Consider the following 26,753-nt stretch of genomic DNA (forward strand, 5'->3'; position numbering starts at 1 on the left):
TTGAATAATCGTGATAAATTACAAAAATTTAGTATCCGAAAATACGCAATTGGAACATTTTCTACTGTGATTGCAACACTTGTGTTCATGGGTATCAATCCAAACCATGCAAGTGCCGACGAGTTGAATCAAAATCAAAAGTTAATTAAACAATTAAATCAAACAGATGATGATGATTCAAATACGCATAGTCAAGAAATCGAAAATAACAAACAAAATTCAGCTGGGCAGACTGAATCATTAAGTTCATCAACTAGTCATAATCAAGCAAATGCACGACTGTCGGATCAAGTCAAAGACCCTAATGAAACATCGCAACAATTACCTACAAATGTTTCTAATGATAGTATCAATCAATCGCATAGTGAAACAAATATGAATAACGAACCATTGCAAGTTGATAATAGTACTATGCAAGCACATAGTAAAAAAGTAAGCGATAGCAATGGAAATACTTCTGGAAATGAACATCATAAACTAACAGAAAATGTACTTGCGGAAAGCCGAGCAAGTAAAAATGACAAAGAAAAAGAGAATCTACAAGAGAAAGATAAACCACAGCAAGTACAGCCACCATTAGATAAAAATGCATTACAAGCTTTTTTTGACGCATCATACTACAATTACAGAATGATTGATAGAGATCGTGCGGATACAACAGAATATCAAAAAGTCAAATCTGCTTTTGACTACGTCAATGACCTACTAGGTAATAATCAAAATATTCCTTCAGAACAGCTTGTTTCGGCATATCAACAATTAGAAAAAGCATTAGAACTTGCACGTACGTTACCACAACGATCTACTACAGAAAAACGTGGTAGAAGAAGTACGAGAAGTGTTGTTGAGGAACGATCATCAAGAAGCGATTACTTAGATGCAAGAACTGAATATTATGTTTCAAAAGATGATGATGATTCTGGTTTCCCTCCTGGTACTTTCTTCCATGCTTCAAATAGAAGATGGCCTTATAATTTACCAAGATCTAGGAACATCTTACGTGCTTCTGATGTACAAGGTAATGCTTATATCACTACAAAACGACTTAAAGATGGATATCAATGGGATATTTTATTTAATAGTAATCATAAAGGTCATGAATATATGTACTATTGGTTTGGACTTCCAAGTGATCAAACACCAACTGGTCCTGTAACTTTCACTATTATTAACCGTGATGGTTCAAGTACATCTACTGGTGGAGTGGGATTTGGATCAGGTGCACCACTACCTCAATTTTGGAGATCAGCAGGTGCTATTAATTCTAGCGTAGCGAATGATTTTAAACATGGCTCCGCTACAAATTATGCATTTTATGATGGTGTTAATAATTTTTCTGACTTTGCTAGAGGGGGAGAATTATACTTCGACAGAGAAGGCGCTACACAAACTAATAAATATTATGGCGATGAAAACTTCGCAATGTTAAATAGTGAGAAACCAGATCAAATAAGAGGATTAGATACAATATATAGTTTTAAAGGTAGTGGTGATGTAAGTTATCGTATTTCATTTAAAACTCAAGGAGCTCCAACTGCAAGATTGTATTATGCTGCTGGCGCGCGTTCTGGTGAATATAAACAAGCAACGAACTATAACCAACTCTATGTCGAACCTTATAAGAATTATCGAAATCGAGTACAGTCAAATGTCCAAGTTAAAAATCGTACACTTCATTTAAAAAGAACAATCAGACAATTCGATCCTACATTACAGAGAACTACTGATGTTCCTATTTTGGATAGTGACGGTTCCGGAAGTATTGATTCGGTATACGACCCATTAAGTTATGTAAAGAATGTGACTGGTACAGTCCTAGGTATTTATCCATCTTATCTTCCTTATAATCAGGAAAGATGGCAGGGAGCTAATGCCATGAATGCCTATCAAATTGAAGAACTTTTTTCACAAGAAAATCTTCAAAATGCAGCACGTTCAGGCCGTCCAATTCAATTTCTTGTAGGTTTTGATGTTGAAGATAGCCATCATAACCCTGAAACTCTTTTACCAGTAAATTTATATGTAAAACCTGAGTTAAAACATACAATTGAGTTATATCACGATAATGAAAAACAAAATAGAAAAGAATTTTCAGTATCGAAACGAGCGGGCCATGGTGTTTTCCAAGTAATGAGTGGAACGCTTCATAACACTGTAGGATCAGGAATATTACCTTATCAACAAGAGATACGTATCAAACTTACTAGTAATGAACCAATTAAAGATAGTGAATGGTCTATTACAGGATATCCTAACACGCTTACATTACAAAACGCTGTGGGTAGAACAAATAATGCTACTGAAAAAAACTTAGCTCTTGTTGGTCATATTGATCCAGGAAATTATTTCATCACTGTTAAGTTTGGTGATAAAGTAGAACAATTTGAAATTAGATCAAAACCAACACCACCAAGAATCATTACAACTGCTAATGAATTACGTGGAAACCCTAATCACAAGCCTGAAATAAGAGTAACAGATATACCAAATGATACTACTGCTAAAATCAAACTTGTGATGGGCGGAACCGATGGTGATCATGATCCAGAAATAAATCCATATACTGTCCCTGAGAACTACACAGTAGTTGCAGAAGCATACCATGATAATGATCCAAGTAAAAATGGGGTCTTAACATTCCGTTCATCAGACTACCTTAAAGATCTACCATTAAGCGGTGAATTAAAGGCAATTGTTTATTACAATCAATATGTACAATCAAACTTTAGTAATAGCGTTCCGTTTAGTAGTGATACAACACCACCTACAATTAATGAACCAGCAGGATTAGTTCATAAGTATTACAGGGGAGATCATGTAGAAATTACTCTTCCAGTCACTGATAATGCTGGCGGTTCAGGTTTAAGAGATGTAAACGTCAATTTACCTCAAGGTTGGACAAAATCTTTTACAATCAATCCTAATAATAATACTGAGGGTACGCTTAAGTTAATTGGTAATATTCCTAGTAATGAAGCATATAATACGACATATCATTTCAATATAACTGCAACTGATAATTCTGGAAATACAACAAATCCAGCTAAAACCTTTATTTTAAATGTTGGTAAGTTGGCTGATGATTTAAATCCAGTCGGATTATCTAGAAATCAACTACAATTAGTGACAGACCCTTCTTCATTATCTAATTCAGAACGAGAAGAAGTAAAAAGAAAAATAAGTGAAGCAAATGCTAATATAAGATCATATTTATTACAAAATAACCCAATACTCGCTGGAGTAAACGGCGACGTTACATTTTATTATAGAGATGGTTCTGTAGATGTTATTGATGCTGAAAATGTAATCACATATGAGCCCGAAAGAAAATCCATTTTCAGTGAAAATGGTAATACAAATAAAAAAGAAGCAGTAATCACTATTGCTAGAGGACAAAACTATTCCATTGGTCCAAACTTGAGAAAATATTTCTCATTAAGTAATGGTTCGGATTTACCTAATAGAGATTTCACCTCTATATCAGCTATTGGATCTTTACCTTCATCGAGTGAAATTAGTCGACTCAATGTTGGAAATTATAACTATAGAGTTAATGCTAAAAACGCTTATCATAAGACTCAACAAGAACTTAATTTAAAACTTAAAATAGTAGATGTTAATGCACCTACTGGTAATAATCGTGTATATAGAGTTAGTACTTATAATTTAACTAATGATGAAATCAATAAAATCAAACAAGCATTTAAAGCAGCTAATTCTGGACTTAATTTAAACGATAACGATATCACTGTTTCGAATAACTTCGATCATAGAAATGTTAGTAGTGTGACAGTAACTATACGTAAGGGCGATTTGATAAAAGAGTTTTCATCAAATCTCAATAATATGAATTTCTTACGTTGGGTTAATATAAGGGATGATTATACCATTTCGTGGACTTCTAGTAAGATTCAAGGTAGAAATACAGATGGTGGATTAGAATGGTCACCAGATCATAAATCACTTATTTATAAATATGATGCAACATTAGGTAGACAAATAAATACTAATGACGTGTTAACTTTACTTCAAGCAACAGCTAAAAGTTCAAATTTACGTTCAAATATTAATAGTAATGAAAAACAGTTAGCAGAACGAGGTGCTAATGGGTATTCTAAATCTATAATTAGAGATGATGGTGAGAGATCTTATTTACTTAACTCAAATCCTATTCAAGTATTAGACTTAGTAGAACCAGAAAACGGCTACGGTGGACGACAAGTCAGTCATTCTAACGTTGTATATAATGAAAAAAATTCCACTATCGTAAATGGTCAGGTTCCAGAAGCTAATGGGGCATCCGCTTTTAATATTGATAAAGTTGTTAAAGCTAATGCGGCAAATAATGGTATTATGGGTGTTATCTATAAGGCACAATTATACTTAGCACCATACAGTCCAAAAGGTTACATTGAAAAATTAGGTCAAAATTTAAGCAATACCAATAACGTGATTAATGTTTATTTTGTGCCTTCTGATAAAGTAAATCCTAGTATAACTGTAGGTAATTACGACCATCATACGGTATATTCTCGTGAAACATTTAAAAATACTATCAATGTAAATGATAATTATGGATTAAATACAGTAGCTTCTACAAGTGATAGTGCAATTACTATGACCAGAAACAACAACGAGTTAGTAGGTCAGGCTCCTAATGTTACTAATAGCACAAATAAAATCGTAAAAGTTAAAGCCACTGATAAAAGTGGGAATGAAAATATTGTTTCGTTCACAGTAAATATAAAACCATTAAACGAGAAATATAGAATAACAACTTCATCAAGCAATCAAACACCAGTGAGAATTAGTAATATTCAAAACAATGCTAACCTTTCAATTGAAGATCAAAATAGAGTAAAATCTTCACTCAGCATGACTAAAACTTTAGGTACAAGAAATTATGTCAACGAGTCAAATAATGACGTTCGTAGTCAAGTTGTAAGTAAAGTAAATAGAAGTGGAAACAATGCTACAGTTAATGTTACAACTACATTTTCTGATGGCACAACTAATACAATAACTGTTCCAGTTAAACATGTGTTATTAGAGGTTGCACCTACTACTAGAACAACAGTAAGAGGACAACAATTTCCAACCGGCAAAGGAACTTCCCCAAATGATTTCTTTAGTTTAAGAACGGGAGGTCCAGTTGATGCGAGAATAGTTTGGGTTAATAATCAGGGACCCGATATAAACAGTAATCAAATTGGTAGAGATTTAACATTACACGCTGAAATATTCTTTGATGGTGAAACAACACCAATTAGAAAAGATACGACTTACAAACTTAGTCAATCTATTCCAAAGCAAGTATATGAAACAACTATCAATGGTCGATTTAATTCATCAGGCGATGCATATCCAGGAAATTTTGTTCAAGCAGTAAATCAATATTGGCCAGAACATATGGACTTCAGATGGGCCCAAGGATCAGGTACACCAAGTTCTCGTAATGCAGGTTCATTTACTAAAACAGTTACGGTAGCTTATCAAAACGGCCAAACTGAAAACGTTAATGTACTATTCAAAGTCAAACCAAATAAACCTGTTATTGATAGTAATAGTGTGATTTCAAAAGGACAATTGAATGGTCAACAAATTTTAGTTCGAAATGTTCCACAAAATGCACAAGTCACTCTATATCAATCAAATGGAACTGTTATTCCTAATACAAGTACAACTATAGATTCTAACGGTATAGCTACTGTAACAATTCAAGGCACTCTACCAACCGGAAATATTACTGCTAAAACCTCAATGACAAATAATGTAACGTACACTAAACAAAATAGTAGTGGAATTGCTTCAAATACAACTGAAGATATAAGTGTTTTTTCAGAAAACAGTGATCAAGTAAATGTTACCGCTGGCATGCAAGCTAAAAATGATGGTATTAAAATAATTAAAGGTACAAACTATAATTTTAATGACTTCAATAGTTTCATAAGTAATATACCAGCGCATTCTACTCTTACATGGAACGAGGAGCCTAATAGTTGGAAAAACAACATTGGTACTACAACAAAAACTGTTACAGTTACTCTACCTAATCATCAAGGTACGAGAACTGTAGATATTCCAATAACAATCTATCCAACAGTTACAGCTAAGAATCCAGTAAGAGATCAAAAAGGGCGAAACTTAACCAATGGTACTGACGTTTATAATTATATTATTTTTGAAAATAATAACCGTCTTGGAGGAACAGCTTCTTGGAAAGACAATCGTCAACCTGATAAAAACATAGCCGGTGTACAAAATTTAACTGCACTTGTTAATTATCCTGGCATATCTACACCATTAGAAGTTCCTGTTAAAGTGTGGGTATATAATTTTGATTTCCCTCAACCTATCTACAAAATTCAAGTAGGGGATACATTCCCTAAAGGAACATGGGTAGGCTATTACAAACATCTTGAAAATGGTGATGGATTACCAATAGATGGTTGGAAATTTTATTGGAACCAGCAAAGTACGGGAACTACTAGTGATCAATGGCAATCATTAGCATATACTAGAACTCCTTTTGTTAAAACTGGTACTTATGATGTCGTTAATCCTAGCAATTGGGGTGTTTGGCAAACATCACAATCAGCTAAATTTATAGTTACAAATGCTAAACCTAATCAACCAACCATAACCCAGTCTAAAACTGGTGATGTAACAGTAACACCTGGGGCTGTGCGTAATATACTAATTAGTGGGACAAATGATTATATCCAAGCATCTGCAGATAAGATTGTTATTAATAAAAATGGAAATAAATTAACTACATTTGTTAAAAATAATGATGGCCGTTGGACTGTTGAAACTGGGTCACCTGACATAAATGGTATCGGACCAACAAATAACGGAACTGCTATATCTTTAAGTCGATTAGCAGTTAGACCTGGGGATTCAATAGAAGCAATAGCGACTGAAGGTTCCGGAGAAACTATAAGTACTTCAGCAACTAGTGAAATTTATATTGTCAAAGCTCCACAACCTGAGCAAGTAGCAACTCATACTTATGATAATGGAACATTCGATATATTACCTGACAATTCACGTAATTCTTTAAATCCAACTGAACGTGTCGAAATTAATTACACTGAAAAATTAAATGGCAATGAAACACAAAAATCATTCACTATTACTAAAAATAACAACGGCAAATGGACGATAAATAATAAACCAAATTATGTCGAGTTCAATCAGGATAACGGTAAAGTTGTATTTTCAGCCAATACAATTAAACCTAATTCTCAAATTACAATAACTCCTAAAGCAGGTCAGGGTAACACTGAAAACACAAATCCTACTGTAATTCAAGCACCTGCGCAACATACTTTAACAATCAATGAAATTGTTAAAGAACAGGGTCAAAATGTGACTAATGATGATATTAATAATGCGGTTCAAGTGCCAAATAAAAATAGAGTTACGATTAAACAAGGAAACGCTCTTCCAACAAATTTAGCTGGTGGTAGTACATCACATATTCCAGTAGTTATTTATTACAGTGATGGAAGTTCTGAAGAAGCTACTGAGACTGTTAGAACTAAAGTTAATAAAACCGAATTAATCAATGCACGTCGTCGCCTAGATGAAGAAATTAGTAAAGAGAATAAAACACCATCAAGTATCAGAAACTTTGATCAAGCTCTGAATCGTGCTGAATCACAAATTAATACCGCTAAAAGTGAAGCTGACCAAGTTATAGGCACAGAATTTGCAACACCTCAACAAGTAAATTCAGCTTTATCCAAAGTTCAAGCGGCACAAAATAAAATAAATGAAGCTAAAGCATTATTACAAAACAAGGCTGATAATAGTCAACTCGTGAGAGCAAAAGAACAATTACAACAAACGATTCAACCAGCCGCTTCAACTGATGGTATGACTCAAGATAGCACAAGGAACTATAACAATAAACGCCAAGCTGCTGAACAAGCAATACAACATGCAAATGACGTTATAAATAATGGAGACGCGACATCCCAACAAATTAATGATGCTAAAAACACAGTTGAACAGGCACAGAGAGAATATGCTGAAGCCAAAAGCAACTTACGTGCTGATAAGTCACAGTTACAAAGTGCTTATGATACGTTGAATAGAGATGTGTTAACAAATGATAAAAAGCCAGCATCTGTAAGACGCTATAATGAGGCCATTTCAAATATTAGAAGTGAATTAGATACAGCTAAAGCTGATGCAAGTAGTACTTTGCGAAACACTAATCCTTCCGTTGAACAAGTTAGAGACGCTTTAAATAAAATAAATACTGTTCAACCTAAAGTGAATCAAGCAATTGCTTTACTTCAACCAAAAGAAAATAATTCAGTACTTGTACAAGCTAAAAAACGTTTACAAGACGCTGTAAATGACATACCTCAAACACAAGGTATGACCCAACAAACAATTAATAATTATAATGACAAACAACGTGAAGCTGAAAGAGCACTTACATCTGCACAAAGAGTTATTGATAATGGGGATGCTACAACTCAAGAAATTACTTCTGAAAAATCTAAAGTAGAGCAAGCAATGCAAGCATTAACTAATGCTAAAAGTAATCTGAGAGCTGATAAGAATGAATTACAGACAGCATATAACAAATTAATTGAGAACGTATCTATCAACGGTAAAAAACCGGCGAGTATACGTCAATACGAAACAGCCAAAGCCAGAATACAAAATCAAATTAATGATGCTAAAAATGAAGCGGAGCGAATTTTAGGTAACGATAATCCACAAGTATCGCAAGTAACTCAAGCATTGAACAAAATCAAAGCTATTCAACCAAAATTAACCGAAGCAATCAACATGCTTCAAAACAAAGAAAATAATACAGAATTAGTCAATGCTAAAAACAGACTTGAAAATGCAGTAAATGATACAGATCCAACACACGGTATGACACAAGAAACAATTAATAATTACAACGCTAAAAAGCGAGAAGCTCAAGATGAAATACAAAAAGCGAACACGATTATTAATAATGGGGATGCTACAACTCAAGATATTTCTTCTGAAAAATCTAAAGTAGAGCAAGTATTACAAGCATTACAAAATGCTAAGAATAACTTAAGAGCTGATAAAAGAGAATTACAGACTGCATACAATAAACTTATACAAAATGTTAATACCGATGGTAAAAAACCATCTAGTATTCAAAACTATAAGTCTGCAAGACGAAATATCGAAAACCAATATAATACCGCTAAAGACGAAGCTCATAATGTTCTTGAAAATACAAACCCTACTGTAAATGCAGTAGAGGATGCTCTACGCAAGATAAATGCAATTCAACCAGAGGTTACAAAAGCTATTAATATGCTTCAAGATAAAGAAGATAATAGCGAACTCGTCAGAGCAAAAGAAAAATTGGATCAAGCCATTAATAGTCAACCATCACTAACTGGTATGACTCAAGAATCTATTAATAATTACACAGCAAAACGTAGAGATGCACAAAATATAGCAAGTTCTGCTGAGACTATTATTAATAATGGAGATGCATCTATAGAACAAATAACAGAAAATAAAATTCGAGTTGAAGATGCAACTAATGCACTTAACGAAGCAAAACAACATTTAACTGCAGATACAACTTCGTTAAAAACTGAAGTACGAAAATTAAGTAGGAGAGGCGACACAAACAACAAAAAACCTAGCAGTGTTAGTGCTTATAACAATACTATTCATTCGCTACAATCTGAAATTACACAGACTGAAAATAGAGCAAATGCTATCATCAATAAGCCTATTCGTTCTGTTGAAGAAGTAAATAATGCATTACATGAAGTAAACCAATTGAACCAACGCTTAACAGATACGATTAACTTACTACAACCTTTAGCGAATAAAGAAAGCTTAAAAGAAGCTCGTAATCGACTTGAAAGTAAAATTAACGAAACCGTTCAAACAGAAGGTATGACTCAACAATCTGTTGAGAATTATAATCAAGCTAAAATAAAATCTCAAAATGAATCTAGTATTGCACAAACTCTTATTGATAATGGTGATGCATCTGATCAAGAAGTTTCTACAGAAATAGAAAAATTAAATCAAAAGCTGTCTGAATTAATAAATTCAATCAATCACTTAACAGTTAATAAAGAACCTTTAGAAACTGCTAAAAATCAATTACAAGCAAATATTGACCAAAAACCTAGCACTGATGGTATGACGCAACAATCTGTACAAAGCTATCAACGTAAATTACAAGAAGCTAAAGATAAAATAAATTCAATTAATAATGTCTTAGCTAACAATCCAGATGTTAGTGCCATCAGAACAAACAAAGTTGAAGCGGAACAAATCAATAACGCGTTAACACAAGCGAAACAAGGTCTTACTGTTGATAAACAACCATTGATTAATGCAAAAACTGCTTTGCAACAAAGTCTAGATAATCAACCAAATACAACTGGTATGACTCAAGCAACAATTCAAAATTATAACGCTAAACGTCAAAAAGCTGAGCAAGCTATTCAAAAGGCAAATAAAGTAATTGAAAACGCTCAACCTAGCGTACAACAAGTGTCTGATGAAAAATCTAAGGTAGAGCAAGCACTCAATGAATTAAACAACGCCAAATCAGCGCTTAGAGCTGATAAAGAAGAATTACAGCATGCATATGACCAGTTGATTCAACCAACGGATTTAAATAATAAGAAACCAGCTACTATCAATGCGTACAATCAAAGATATCAACAATTTAGTAATGAATTGAACAATACTAAAACAAATGCTGACCGAATTTTAAAAGAGCAAAACCCAAGTGTAGCTAACGTCAACAATGCACTAAATAAAGTAAGAGAAGTACAACAAAAATTAAACGAAGCCAGAGCACTTTTAGAAAATAAAGAAAACAACGACGAACTAGTTCGAGCAAAAAATCAACTTCAACAAGCGGTTGATCAAGTTCCTTCAACAGAAGGAATGACGCGACAAACTAAAGATGATTACAATTCAAAACAACAAGCTGCTCAACAAGAAATAACAAAAGCACAACAAGTTATCGATAATGGCGATGCGACTACACAACAAATTTCTAACGCAAAAACAAATGTTGAACGCGCTTTAGAAGCATTAAATAATGCAAAAACTGGTTTAAGAGCAGACAAAGAGGAACTTCAAAATGCATATAATCAATTAACTCAAAATATTGATACGAGTGGTAAAACGCCATCAAGTATTAAGAAATACAATGAAGCTAAGTCTCGTATTCAATCTCAAATTGATTCAGCTAAAAATGAAGCAAACAGTGTTTTAACAAATGACAATCCTCAAGTATCACAAGTGACTGCTGCGTTAAACAAAATAAAATCCGTTCAACCTGAACTAGATAAAGCAATCGCATTATTACAGAATAAAGAAAACAATGATGCATTGGTTCAAGCAAAACAACGACTTGAACAAATTATTAATGAAGCAGATCCAACACAAGGCATGACAACAGATACTGCTAATAGCTATAAATCCAAAAAACGTGAAGCTGAAGATGAAATACAAAAGGCTCAACAAATCATTAACAATGGCGATGCCACTGAACAACAAATTAGTAACGAAACAAATAGAGTAAATCAAGCGATTAATGCATTAAATAAAGCTAAAAACGATTTACGTGCTGATAAGTCTCAATTAGAACACGCTTATAACCAACTAATACAAAATGTTGATACAAATGATAAAAAACCTGCAAGTATTCAACAATACCAAGCTGCTCTACAAGCCATTGAGACACAATACAATAACGCTAAATCAGAAGCACATCAAATTCTTGAAAATGGTAACCCTTCAGTTAATGAAGTAGCACAAGCATTACAAAAAGTTGAAGCCGTACAACTTAAAGTTAACGACGCGATTCATATGCTTCAAGATAAAGAAGATAACAGTGCACTTGTCACAGCAAAAAATCAACTTCAACAAGCAGTTAATGATCAACCATTAACAACAGGTATGACTCAAGCTTCTATTAATAACTATGAAGCTAAGAGAAATGAGGCTCAAAGTGCTATCAGAAATGCAGAATCTGTCATCAACAATGGCGATGCATCAGCAAAACAAATTTCAGACGAGAAATCTAAAGTTGAACAAGCACTAGCACATTTGAATGAGGCTAAACAACAATTGACTGCAGACACGAGTCAATTACAAACAGCTGTTCAACAATTAAACCGAAGAGGCGATATAAATAATAAAAAGCCAAGAAGTATCAGTGCATATAATAAAGCAATTCAATCATTAGAAACACAAATTACGTCTGCTAAAGATAATGCCAACGCTGTGATACAAAAACCTATACGTACTGTTCAAGAAGTAAATAATGCATTACAACAAGTGAATCAGTTGAATCAACAATTAACTGAAGCAATTAATCAACTTCAGTCGCTATCAAATAATGATGCATTAAAAGCTGCAAGATTAGAGTTAGAAAATAAAATAAATCAAACAGTACAAACTGACGGTATGACGCAACAATCTGTAGACGCTTATCAAAACGCTAAACGTGAAGCCCAAAATGAATCTAACACTGCTTTAGCATTAATTAACAATGGCGATGCCACTGAACAACAAATTACAACTGAAACAGACCGAGTCAATCAGCAAACTACAAACTTAACTCAAGCAATCAATGGGTTAACAGTTAATAAAGAACCATTAGAAACCGCTAAAACAGCGTTACAAAATAACATCGACCAGGTACCTAGTACAGATGGTATGACTCAGCAATCAGTTGCTAATTATAATCAAAAACTACAAATAGCTAAAAGCGAAATTAACACAATTAATAACGTTTTAGCTAACAATCCTGATGTTAATGCAATTAGAACAAATAAAGCAGAAGCGGAACGAATCAGTAATGATTTAACACAAGCTAAGAATAACTTACAAGTTGATACTCAACCTTTAGAAAAAATAAAAAGACAACTACAAGATGAAATTGATCAAGGTACTAACACAGATGGAATGACTCAAGATTCAGTGGATAACTATAATGATAGCTTAAGTGCAGCAATTATAGAAAAAGGCAAAGTAAATAAATTACTTAAACGTAATCCGACAGTAGCACAAGTTAAAGAAAGCGTTGCTAATGCACAACAAGTTATACAAGATTTACAAAATGCTCGTAATTCACTTGTTCCAGACAAAACTCAACTTCAAGAAGCTAAAAATAGATTAGAAAATAGTATTAACCAACAAACAGATACTGACGGTATGACTGAAGATTCACTTAATAATTACAATGATAAATTAACTAAAGCTAGACAAAATCTTGAAAAAATCACTCAAGTTTTAAACGGCCAACCTACTGTAGCTGAAATAAGACAGAACACTAGCGAAGCTAATAGTCATACACAAGCGTTAGACACTGCTCGTTCTCAACTTACATTAAATAGAGAGCCATATATCAATCATATAAATAATGAAAGTCATTTAAATAACGCGCAAAAAGATAATTTTAAAGCTCAAGTTAACTCAGCACCTAATCATAATGCTTTAGAAACGATTAAAAACAAGGCAGATACTTTGAATCAATCTATGACAGCATTAAGTGAAAGTTTAGCAGATTACGAGAATCAAAAACAACAAGAAAATTATTTAGATGCATCTAACAATAAACGTCAAGACTATGACAATGCAGTCAATGCGGCTAAAGGAATTCTCAACCAAACTCAAAGTCCGACTATGAGTGTTGATGTGATTAATCAAAAAGCTGAAGAAGTAAAACGTACTAAAGATGCTCTTGACGGAAATCATAGATTAGAAGAAGCTAAACAACAAGCAATCGCTCATTTAAATACCTTAAATGATTTAAACGATGCTCAGCGACAAGCTTTAACTGATACTATAAATCACTCTCCAAACATCAATTCAGTGAATCAAGCTAAAGAAAAAGCTAATACTGTTAACACAGCAATGACTCAACTGAAACAAACTATTGCTAACTATGACAATGAATTGCATGACGGCAATTACATTAATGCAGATAAAGACAAACAAGATGCTTACAATAACGCTGTTAACAATGCTAAACAACTGATTAATCAATCTGATGCTAATCAAGCACAACTTGATCCAGCTGAAATTAATAAAGTTACACAAAGAGTCAATTCGACTAAAAATGATCTAAATGGTAATGACAAATTAGTTGAAGCTAAAAGGGATGCTAATACAACCATCGATGGTTTAACTTATCTAAATGAAGCTCAACGTAACAAAGCTAAAGAAAATGTAGGCAAAGCTTCTACAAAAACAAATATTGCGAGTCAGTTACAAGATTACAATCAATTGAATACTGCTATGCAAGCGTTACGTAACAGTGTGAACGACGTTAACAATGTTAAAGCAAATAGCAATTATATAAATGAAGATAATGGTCCAAAAGAAGCTTACAATCAAGCCGTTACTCATGCTCAAACATTGATAAATGCACAATCTAACCCTGAAATGAGCCGTGACGTAGTAAATCAAAAAACAGAAGCAGTAAATACTGCCCATCAGAATTTACATGGACAACAAAAGTTAGAACAAGCACAAACTAGTGCTAATACAGAAATCGGTAACTTACCAAACTTAACTAATACTCAAAAAGCTAAAGAAAAGGAACTGGTAAATAGTAAACAAACTCGTACGGAAGTACAAGAACAACTTAACCAAGCTAAGTCACTAGATAGTTCTATGGGCACGTTAAAATCACTCGTTGCTAAACAACCTGAAGTACAAAGAACAAGCAACTATATTAACGAGGATCAACCTGAACAATCTGCATACAATGATGCCATTACAATGGGACAAACTATAATTAATAAAACAGTTGATCCAGTACTTGATAAAACTTTAGTTGATAACGCAGTTAGTAGCATTTCAACCAAAGAGAATGCACTACATGGTGAACAAAAATTAGCAACTGCTAAAACGGAAGCAATTAATGCACTTAATACATTAGCTGATTTAAACACTCCTCAGAAAGAGTCTATTAAAACAGCTATTAACACTGCTCATACAAGAACTGATATAACTGCAGAGCAAAGTAAAGCAAATCAAGTAAATAGTGCAATGCACACATTGAGACAAAACATTTCTGACAACGAATCAGTAACAAACGAAAGTAAGTATATTAACGCTGAACCCGAAAAACAACATACGTTTACTGAGGCTCTAAATAATGCTAAAGAAATTGTTAATGAACAACAAGCCACTCTTGATGCCAATTTAATTAATCAGAAAGCACAAGCGATTCTCACTACTAAGAATGCTTTAGACGGTGAAGATCAATTACGTCGTGCTAAAGAAAATGCCAATCAAGAAATCAATACGTTAAATCAATTGACTGATGCACAAAGAAACAGTGAAAAAGGTTTAGTCAATAGTTCTCAAACTAGAACAGAAGTTGCTTCTCAATTAGCAAAAGTTAAAGAACTAAATAAGGTGATGGAGCAACTGAACAATCTCATCAACGGTAAAAACCAAATGATAAATAGCAGTAAATTTATCAATGAAGATGCGAATCAACAACAAGCATATACGAATGCGATTGCTACTGCAGAAGCACTTAAGAACAATTCTCAAAATCCTGAATTAGATAAAGCTAACATTGAACAAGCAATTAATAATATTAACTCTGCAATTAACAATCTAAACGGTGAAGCCAAACTGACTAAAGCTAAAGAAGATGCTGTTGCTTCAATAAATAACCTAAGCGGATTAACTAATGAGCAAAAAGCTAAAGAAAATCAAGCTGTTAATGATGCAGAAACAAGAGATCAAGTTGCTAATAAATTACGTGATGCTGAAGCATTAGATCAATCAATGCAAACATTACGTGACTTAGTTAACAATCAAAATGCAATCCATTCAACAAGTAATTATTTTAACGAGGATTCAACTCAAAAGAATACTTATGATAATGCAATTGATAATGGCTCGACATATATAACTGGTCAACACAATCCAGAATTAAATAAATCTACTATTGATCAAACGATTAGCCAAATTAACACAGCTAAAAATGATTTACATGGTGCAGAAAAGTTACAAAGAGATAAGGGCACTGCTAACCAAGAAATTGGACAATTAGCATATTTAAATAATCCACAAAGATCTGGTGAAGAAGCATTAGTTAACGGTTCAAATACACGTTCTGAAGTAGAAGAGCATCTTAATGAAGCTAAAGCATTAAATAATGCTATGAAGCAATTAAGAGATAAAGTAGCTGAAAAGACTAATATCAAACAAAGTAGCGATTACATTAATGATTCAACTGAACATCAACGTGGGTATGATCAGGCACTTCAAGAAGCAGAAAATATTATTAATGAAAATGCTAATCCAACATTAAATAAATCGAAAATTGAACAAAAGTTACAACAATTGACTGACGCTCAAAATGCGTTACAAGGTTCACATCTTTTAGAAAATGCTAAAAATAATGCTATTTCTGAAATCAACAAACTCACAGCATTAAATGATGCACAACGTCAAAAAGCTATTGAAAATGTTCAAGCACAGCACACAATCCCCGAAGTTAATCAACAATTAATTTCGGATAGAGAAATAAATACTGCAATGCAAGCTTTACGAGAGAAAATAGCCCAACAAAATAACGTTCATCAACAAAGTAATTATTTCAATGAAGATGAACAACCAAAACATAACTATGATAATGCTGTACAAGCCGGTCAAACTATTATTGATAAACTTCAAGATCCAATCATGAACAAAAATGAAATTGAGCAGGCTATTAATCAAATCAATACGACTCAAACAGCTTTAAGTGGAGAAAATAAATTACACACTGATCAAGAAAATGCTGATAGCCAAATAGAGAGACTATCTAGTTTGAACCAAGCTCAAATTAATGCTGAAAAAGGTTTAGTAAACCAATCAACTACTAGAACAGAAGTTGCTCAAAAGTTAGCTGTAGCCAAAGAATTAAATTCTGCTATGAGTAATTTAAGAGATGGCATTCAAAATAAAGAGGACATCAAACGTAGCAGTGCATATATCAACGCAGATCCAGCTAAAGTTACAGCTTACGATCAAGCACTACAGAACGCAGAAAATATCATTAATGCCATACCAAACGTAGAGCTTAATAAAGCTACAATTGAACAAGCGTTAACTCATGTCCAACAAGCTCAGCAAGATCTTGATGGCGTTCAACAATTAGCAAACTCTAAACATCAAGCAACTCAAAATGTAGACGGACTATCTAGCTTAAATGACGGTCAAAAGCGTGAATTAAATCTATTAATCAATTCAGCAAATACCCGTACAAAAGTACAAGAAGAATTAAACAAAGCAACTGAATTGAACCATGCGATGAAAGCGTTAAGAGATAGTGTGCAACACATTGATAAAGTGAAACAAAGTAGCAATTATGTTAATGAAGATCAACCTGAACAGCACAATTATGATAATGCTGTCAATGAAGCTCAAGCTACAATCAACAACAATGCTCAACCTGTTCTAGACAAATCAGCTATAGAACGTTTAACTCAAACTGTTAACACTACAAAAAATGCATTACATGGTGCTCAAAAACTGACACAAGACCAACAAGCTGCTGAAACTGTAATACGTGGTCTAACGAGTCTCAATGAACCTCAGAAAAATGCTGAAGTAGCTAAAGTTACTGCAGCAACAACACGTAATGAAGTGAGTAATATTCGTCAAGAAGCAACAACATTAGATACTGCAATGCATGGTTTACGTGAAAACATTAAAGATAAAAACGATACTAAAAATAGTAGTAAATATATCAATGAGGATCATGACGAACAACAAGCTTATGACAATGCTGTAAATAATGCTCAACACGTTATCGATGAAACTCAAGCAACGTTAAGATCAGATACAATCAATCAATTAGCAAATGCCGTAACTCAAGCTAAATCTAATCTTCATGGAGATACTAAACTACAACACGATAAAGATAGTGCTAAACAAACGATTGCTCAATTACAGAATTTGAATTCAGCTCAAAAACATATGGAAGATTCTTTAATTGATAATGAATCTACACGTACGCAAGTCCAACACGATTTAACAGAAGCTCTAGCTTTAGATGGATTAATGAGTGCCTTAAAAGAGAGTATTAAAAATAACGCTAATATTGTTTCAAACGGTAATTACATCAATGCGGAACCATCTAAAAAACAAGCATATGATGCCGCTGTACAAAATGCTCAAAATATAATAAACGGAACAAATCAACCAACTATTAATAAAGGTAATGTCAATACAGCAACGCAAGCCGTTAACAATACAAAAGATGCTTTAGATGGTGATCATAGATTAGAGGAAGCTAAAAATAATGCTAATCAAACAATCACAAATCTATCTAATTTGAACAATGCCCAAAAAGATGCAGAGAAAAATCTAGTTAATAGCGCATCAACATTAGAACAAGTTCAACAAAACTTACAAACCGCTCAACAATTAGACAATGCTATGGGTGAGTTACGACATAGTATTGCTAACAAAGATCAAGTGAAATCAGATAGTAAATATCTAAATGAAGATCCACAAATTAAGCAAAACTATGATGATGCAGTTCAACGTGCTGAAGGTCTTATTAACGCAACTCAAAATCCTGAATTACTTAAAGCAAACATTGACCAAGCAACTCAATCAGTTCAAAATGCAGAACAAGCTTTACATGGTGCTGAAAAATTAAATCAAGACAAACAAACGTCTTCGACTGAACTAGATGGATTAACAGATTTAACAGATGCACAACGTGAAAAACTTAGAGAACAAATTAATAGTTCAAATAGTAGAGATGATATCAAACAAAAAATTGAGCAAGCAAAAGCACTAAATGACGCAATGAAACAACTTAAAGAACAAGTTGCGCAAAAAGATGGTGTTCATGCTAACAGTGATTATACAAATGAAGATTCTGCACAAAAAGATGCGTACAATCATGCACTTAAACAAGCGGAAGACATTATTAATAACAGCTCAAATCCTAACTTAAATGCGCAAGACATTACTAATGCTTTAAATAATATTAAACAAGCACAAGATAATCTTCATGGAGCACAAAAATTACAGCAAGACAAAAATACAACTAATCAAGCGATCGGTAACTTAAATCATCTTAATCAACCTCAAAAAGATGCGCTTATACAAGCTATTAATGGAGCTACATCTAGGGACCAAGTTGCTGAAAAACTTAAAGAGGCCCAAGAGCTTGATGAAGCTATGAAACAACTTGAAGACCAAGTGAATCAAGATGATCAAATTTCAAATAGCAGCCCATTCATAAATGAAGACTCAGACAAACAAAAAATTTATAATGATAAAATCCAGGCTGCAAAAGATATAATTAATCAAACATCTAATCCAACCTTAGATAAACAAAAAATTGCTGATACACTCCAAAATATTAAAGATGCAGTGAATAATTTACACGGTGATCAAAAATTAGCTCAATCTAAACAAGACGCTAATAATCAATTAAATCGTTTAGATGACTTAACCGAAGAACAAAAGAACCATTTTAAACCGTTAATTAATAATGCTGATACTCGTGATGAAGTAAATAAACAACTAGAGATTGCTAAACAATTAAATGGTGATATGAGTACACTTCATAAAGTCATAAATGATAAAGATCAAATTCAACATTTAAGCAATTACATTAATGCTGATAATGATAAAAAACAAAATTATGATAATGCTATTAAAGAAGCTGAGGATTTAATTCATAATCATCCAGATACATTAGATCATAAAGCATTACAAGATTTATTAAACAAGATAGACCAAGCGCATAACGAGTTAAATGGAGAATCTAGATTTAAACAGGCATTAGACAATGCTCTAAACGACGTAGATGGCTTAAATAGTCTCAATGTTCCACAACGTCAAACTATTAAGGATAACATTAACCATGTGACAACTCTAGAAAGTTTAGCTCAAGAATTGCAAAAAGCAAAAGAGCTTAATGATGCTATGAAAGCAATGAGAGATAGCATTATGAATCAAGAGCAAATTCGTAAAAATAGCAATTATACTAATGAAGACTTAGCTCAACAAAATGCCTATAATCATGCAGTTGACAATATAAATAGCATTATTGGTGAAGACAATGCGACGATGGATCCTCAAATAATCAAAAAAGCAACTCAAGATTTAAATACAGCTATAAATGGATTAAATGGAGATCAAAAACTTCAAGATGCAAAGACAGATGCTAATCAACAAATTACTAACTTTACTGGTTTAACTGAACCACAAAAACAAGCATTGAAAAACATCATTAACCAACAAACAAGTAGACCAAATGTTGCTAAACAGTTAAGTTATGCCAAATTCTTAAATGGAAAAATGGAAGAATTAAAAGCTGCAGTTTCCAAAGCGCCATTAGTAAGACAAAATAGTAACTATATTAACGAAGATGCCTCTGAAAAAGAAGCATATGAACAAGCTATTGCAAAGGGTCAGGAAATAATTAATGCTGAAAATAATCCAACAATAAGTAGTACTGATATCAATCGTATCATTCAAGAAATTAATGTCGCTGAACAAAATCTTCATGGCGAAAATAAATTAAGACAAGCACAGGAAACTGCAAAGAATGAAATACAAAATTTAGACGGATTAAATTCAGCTCAAATAACAAAATTAATCCAAGATATAGATAGAACAATAACTAAACCTGCAGTAACTCAGAAACTAGAAGAAGCAAAAGCTATAAACCAAGCTATGCAACAACTTAAACAAAGTATAGCCAATAAGGATGCTACTCTAAATTCTAGTAACTATCTCAATGAAGATTCTGAGAAAAAGTTAGCTTACGATAATGCTGTAAGCCAAGCTGAACAACTCATAAATCAACTTAACGACCCGACTATGGATATAAGTAATATTCAAGCTATTACTGAAAAAGTCATTCAAGCAAAAGATTCATTGCACGGTGCAAATAAACTAGCACAAAATCAAGCAGATTCAAATTCAATAATAAATCAATCATCAAACTTAAATGATAAACAAAAGCAAGCATTAAATGACTTAATTAATCATGCTCAAACTAAACAACAAGTGGCAGAAATTATTGCACAAGCTAATAAGTTAAATAATGATATGGGCACACTGAAAACACTCGTAGAAGAACAGTCAAAAGTTCATCAGCAAAGTAAATATATTAATGAAGATCCACAAGTTCAAAATATTTATAATGACTCCATTCAAAAAGGACAAGAAATATTAAACGGTACTACGGATGATGTTTTAAACAACAATAAAATAGCAGATGCCATTCAAAACATTCAATTAACTAAAAACGATTTACATGGTGAGCAAAAATTACAAAAAGCACAACAAGATGCAAATAATGAATTAAACTATTTAACAAACCTAAACAATTCTCAAAGACAAAGTGAGCATGATGAGATTAACTCTGCGCCTTCAAGAACTGAAGTTTCTAATGATTTAAATCATGCTAAAGCACTTAATGAAGTTATGCGTCAACTTGAGAATGAAGTTGCTCTTGAAAACAGTGTTAAAAAATTAAGCGACTTTATCAATGAAGATGAATCGGCACAAAATGAATATAGTACTGCACTTCAAAAAGCTAAAGACATTATCAATGGAGTTCCAACTAGCACTATAGATAAAGCTACAATTGAAGATGCTTTATTAGAATTGCAAAACGCTAGAGAAAGTTTACATGGTGAGCAAAAACTTCAAGAGGCTAAAAATCAAGCTGTTGCTGAAATTGATCATTTACAAGCATTAAATCCTGGACAGGTTCTTGCTGAAAAAACATTAGTTAACCAAGCATCAACCAAACCAGAAGTTCAAGAAGCCTTACAAAAAGCAAAAGAACTTAATGAAGCTATGAAAGCACTGAAAACTGAAATAGATAAAAAAGAACAAATCAAGGCTGATAGTAAATATATAAATGCTGATAGTGGTCTTCAAGCAAATTACAATTCTGCATTAAATTATGGTTCTCAAATTATTACAACTACTCAACCACCAGAGCTTAATAAAGATGTAATAAATCGAGCAACTCAAACGATTAAAAATGCTGAAAATAATTTAAATGGGCAATCTAAATTAGCAGAGGCTAAGTCAGATGGAAATCAAAGCATCGACCATTTGCAAGGATTAACACAATCACAAAAAGATAAACAACATGATTTAATTAATCAAGCTCAAACTAAACAGTATGTAGATGATATAGTAAATAACTCTAAACAGTTAGATAACTCTATGAATCAACTACAACAAATTGTTAACAATGACAATACAGTAAAACAAAATAGTGATTTCATTAATGAAGATTCTAGCCAACAGGATGCTTATAATCATGCAATTCAAGCAGCAAAAGATTTGATAAATGCTCATCCTCCTATCATGGATAAAAATCAAATAGATCAAGCTATTGCAAATATTAAACAAGCACTTAATGATTTACATGGTAGTAATAAACTATTAGAAGATAAAAAAGAAGCTTCAGAACAACTACAAAATCTGAATAGCTTGACGAACGGACAAAAAGATACGATTTTAGATCATATTTTCAGTGCATCAACAAGAAATCAAGTAGGAGAAAAAATTGCAAGTGCTAAACAATTAAATAATATAATGAAAGCACTTAGAGAATCTATTGCTGATAATATTGATGTTTTACAAAGTAGTAAGTACATCAATGAAGATTCTGAACAGCAAAATGTTTATAATCAAGCTGTTAATAAAGCTAAAAATATAATTAATGATCAACCAACACCAGTAATGGCAATTGATGCGATTCAAAGTGTACTAAATGAAGTTAAACAAACTAAAGATAATTTACATGGTGATCAAAAACTTGCTAATGACAAGACAAACGCTCAAGCAACATTAAATGCGTTAAATCACTTAAATCAAGCGCAAAGAAGTAATCTTGAAACTAAAGTTCAAAACTCTAATTCTAGACCAGAAGTACAAAAAGTAGTTCAATTAGCAAATCAACTTAATGAAGCGATGAAAAAATTAGAAGATGCTTTAACTGGTAATGACGCAGTAAAACAAACGAGTAATTATATTAATGAGGATACTTCTCAACAAGTTAACTTTGATGAATATACAGATAGAGGTAAAAACATAGTTGCTGAACAAACAGATCCAAATTTGTCTCCAGCTAATATTAACACTATTGCTGATAAAATTACTGAAGCTAAAAATGATTTACATGGCGAACAAAAACTAGAACAAGCTCAACAACAGTCCATCAATACTATTAATCAAATGGCTGGTCTAAACCAAGCTCAAAAAGAACAATTAAATCAAGAAATTCAACAAACTCATACCCGTTCTGAAGTACATCAAGTAATTCATAAAGCACAAGCTTTAAACGATTCAATGAATACTTTACGTCAAAGTATCACTGATGAAAATAATGTTAAACAAACAAGTAACTACATTAATGAAACTGTTGGTAAACAAACTGCATATAACAATGCCGTTGATCGTGTAAAACAAATAATCAATCAAACATCTAATCCAACTATGAATCCTTTAGAGGTGGAACATGCAGCATCAAATGTAAAAACTTCTAAAGATGCACTTCATGGTGAACGTGAATTGAATGACAATAAAAATTCAAAAACTTTTGCAGTCAATCACTTAGATAACCTCAATCAAGCTCAAAAAGAAGCATTAACTCATGAAATTGAACAAGCAACTATAGTTTCACAAGTAAATAATATCTATAACAAAGCGAAAGCTTTAAATAATGATATGAAAAAACTTAAAGATATCGTTGCTCAACAAGATAATGTGAGACAATCAAACAATTATATAAACGAGGATAGTACACCTCAAAATATGTACAACGATACAGTTAATCATGCACAATCAATCATTGATCAAGTAGCAAACCCTACGATGTCTCATGACGAAATAGAGAATGCAATCAATAATATAAAGCAAGCCATCAATGCACTCGATGGAGAACATAAATTACAACAAGCAAAAGAAAATGCAAACTTATTGATTAATAGTTTAAACGATTTAAATGCACCACAAAGAGATGCCATAAATAGATTGGTTAATAAAGCTCAAACAAGAGAAAAAATAGCTGAACAACTTCAAAGTGCGCAAGCTCTAAATGATGCTATGAAGCATTTAAGAAACAGCATTCAAAATCAATCAACTGTAAGACAAGAGAGCAAATATATTAATGCAAGTGATGATAAAAAAGAGCAATATAATCACGCAATTAGAGAAGTCGAAAATATTATCAATGAACAACATCCAACACTGGATAAAGAAATAATTAAGCAACTAACGGATGCTGTAAATCAAGCGAATAATGACTTAAATGGCGTTGAATTGTTAGATGCTGATAAGCAAAACGCACATCAATCTATACCTACATTGACGCACTTAAATCAAGCGCAACAAAACGTATTAAATGAGAAAATTAATAGCCCAGTTACCAGAACTGAAGTTGCTGCTATTATTGGCCAAGCAAAACTACTCGATCAAGTCATGGAGAATTTAGAAGAAAGTATCAAAGATAAAGAGCAAGTTAAACAGTCAAGTAACTATATTAACGAAGACCCTGATGTTAAAGAAACATATGATAACGCCGTTAATCATGTGACAGAAATACTTAACGAAACAGTAAATCCAACGTTATCTATTGAAGATATAGAGCATGCTATCAACGAAGTTAATCAAGCAAAAAAACAACTCAGAGGTAAACAAAAACTTTATCAAACTATCGATTTAGCTGATAAAGAATTAAGTAAATTGGATGATTTAACATCACAACAAAGCAGTTCAATATCTAATCAAATATATACTGCTAAAACGAGAACAGAAGTTGCGCAAGCGATTGAAAAAGCAAAATTATTAAATCATGCAATGAAAGCACTTAACAAACTTTATAAAAATGTAGATAAAGTGTTAGATAGTAGTCGATTCATTAACGAAGATCAACCCGAAAAAGAGGCATATCAACAAGCTAAAAATCATGTTGATTCAATCATTCATAGACAAACAAATCCTGAAATGGATCCAACAGTAATCAATAGCATAACTTATGAACTTGAAACTGCTCAAAATAACTTACATGGTGATCAGAAACTTACTCATGCACAACAAGATGCTGCTAATGCAATTAATGGTCTAATTCATCTTAATGTTGCTCAACGCGATGTCATGATAAATGCGAATACAAATGCTACAACACGCGAACAAGTTGCGAAGAACTTAGATAATGCTCAAGCTCTTGATAAAGCTATGGAAGCACTACAACAAGTAGTTGCTCATAAAAATAATATATTGAACGATAGTAAATATTTAAATGAAGATTCAAAATATCAACAACAATATGATCGAGTTATTGCTGATGCTGAACAACTACTTAATCAGACAACAAATCCAACATTAGAACCATATAAGGTCGATATTGTTAAAGATAATGTCTTAGCTAACGAAAAAATACTATTTGGTGCAGAAAAACTATCATATGACAAATCAAATGCAAATGATGAAATTAAACATATGAATTATCTTAATAATGCACAAAAGCAATCTATAAAAGATATGATTTCTCACGCAGCTTTAAGAACTGAAGTTAAGCAACTTCTGCAACAAGCTAAAGTCCTAGATGAAGCCATGAAATCACTTGAAGATAAAACTCAAGTAGTGATTACAGATACTACTTTGCCTAATTACACTGAAGCTTCAGAGGATAAAAAGGAAAAAGTAGACCAAACTGTTTCACATGCTCAAGCAATCATTGATAAAATAAATGGCTCAAATGTAAGTTTAGATCAAGTACAACAAGCACTAGAACAATTAACTCAAGCATCAGAAAATCTAAATGGTGATCAGCGAGTTGAAGAATCTAAAGCTCATGCTAATCAAACAATTGACCAATTAACACATCTTAATTCATTACAACAACAAACTGCGAAAGAAAGTGTTAAAAACGCAACAAAACTAGAAGAAATCGCTACTGCTAGTAACAATGCTCAGGCATTAAACAAAGTAATGGGTAAATTAGAACAATTCATTAATCATGCTGATTCTGTTGAAAATAGTGATAATTATAGACAAGCCGACGATGACAAAATTATCGCTTATGATGAAGCACTAGAACATGGACAAGATATACAAAAAACTAACGCAACCCAAAATGAAGCAAAACAGGCGTTACAACAATTAATAAATGCAGAAACATCGTTAAATGGTTTCGAAAGATTAAATCATGCTAGACCACGAGCTTTAGAATATATCAAATCACTAGATAAAATAAACAATGCTCAAAAGTCTGCTTTAGAGGATAAAGTAACGCAATCGCATGATTTATTAGAATTAGAACATCTTGTCAACGAAGGTACAAACCTCAATGACATTATGGGTGAATTAGCTAAGGCAATCGTTAATAACTATGCTCAAACCAAAGCAAGTATAAATTACATTAACGCCGACAACCTACGCAAAGATAACTTTACACAAGCTATCAACAATGCACGTGATGTGCTTAACAAAACTCAAGGTCAGAACTTAGATTTCAATTCAATTGATACATTTAAAGATGATATATTCAAGACTAAAGATGCACTAAATGGTATTGAACGTTTAACAGCTGCAAAATCAAAAGCAGAAAAACTAATTGATAGTTTAAAATTTATTAATAAAGCTCAATTCACACATGCAAACGATGAAATTATGAATACTAATTCTATTGCACAATTGTCTAGAATCGTGAATCAAGCATTTGATTTAAATGATGCAATGAAATC

Annotated in this window: 1 pseudogene (only partly in view); it reads left to right on the forward strand. The window is 32.6% G+C overall.

Features of this window, described 5'->3' with window-relative positions:
- Nucleotides 1-26,753: pseudogene (ebh, locus tag NST35_RS06605) on the forward strand (hyperosmolarity resistance protein Ebh); it runs 3,696 nt beyond the window's last position.

Origin of the sequence: Staphylococcus sp. FSL W8-0304, from assembly GCF_038006565.1 — a bacterium.
Classification (GTDB): Bacteria; Bacillota; Bacilli; order Staphylococcales; family Staphylococcaceae; genus Staphylococcus; species Staphylococcus epidermidis.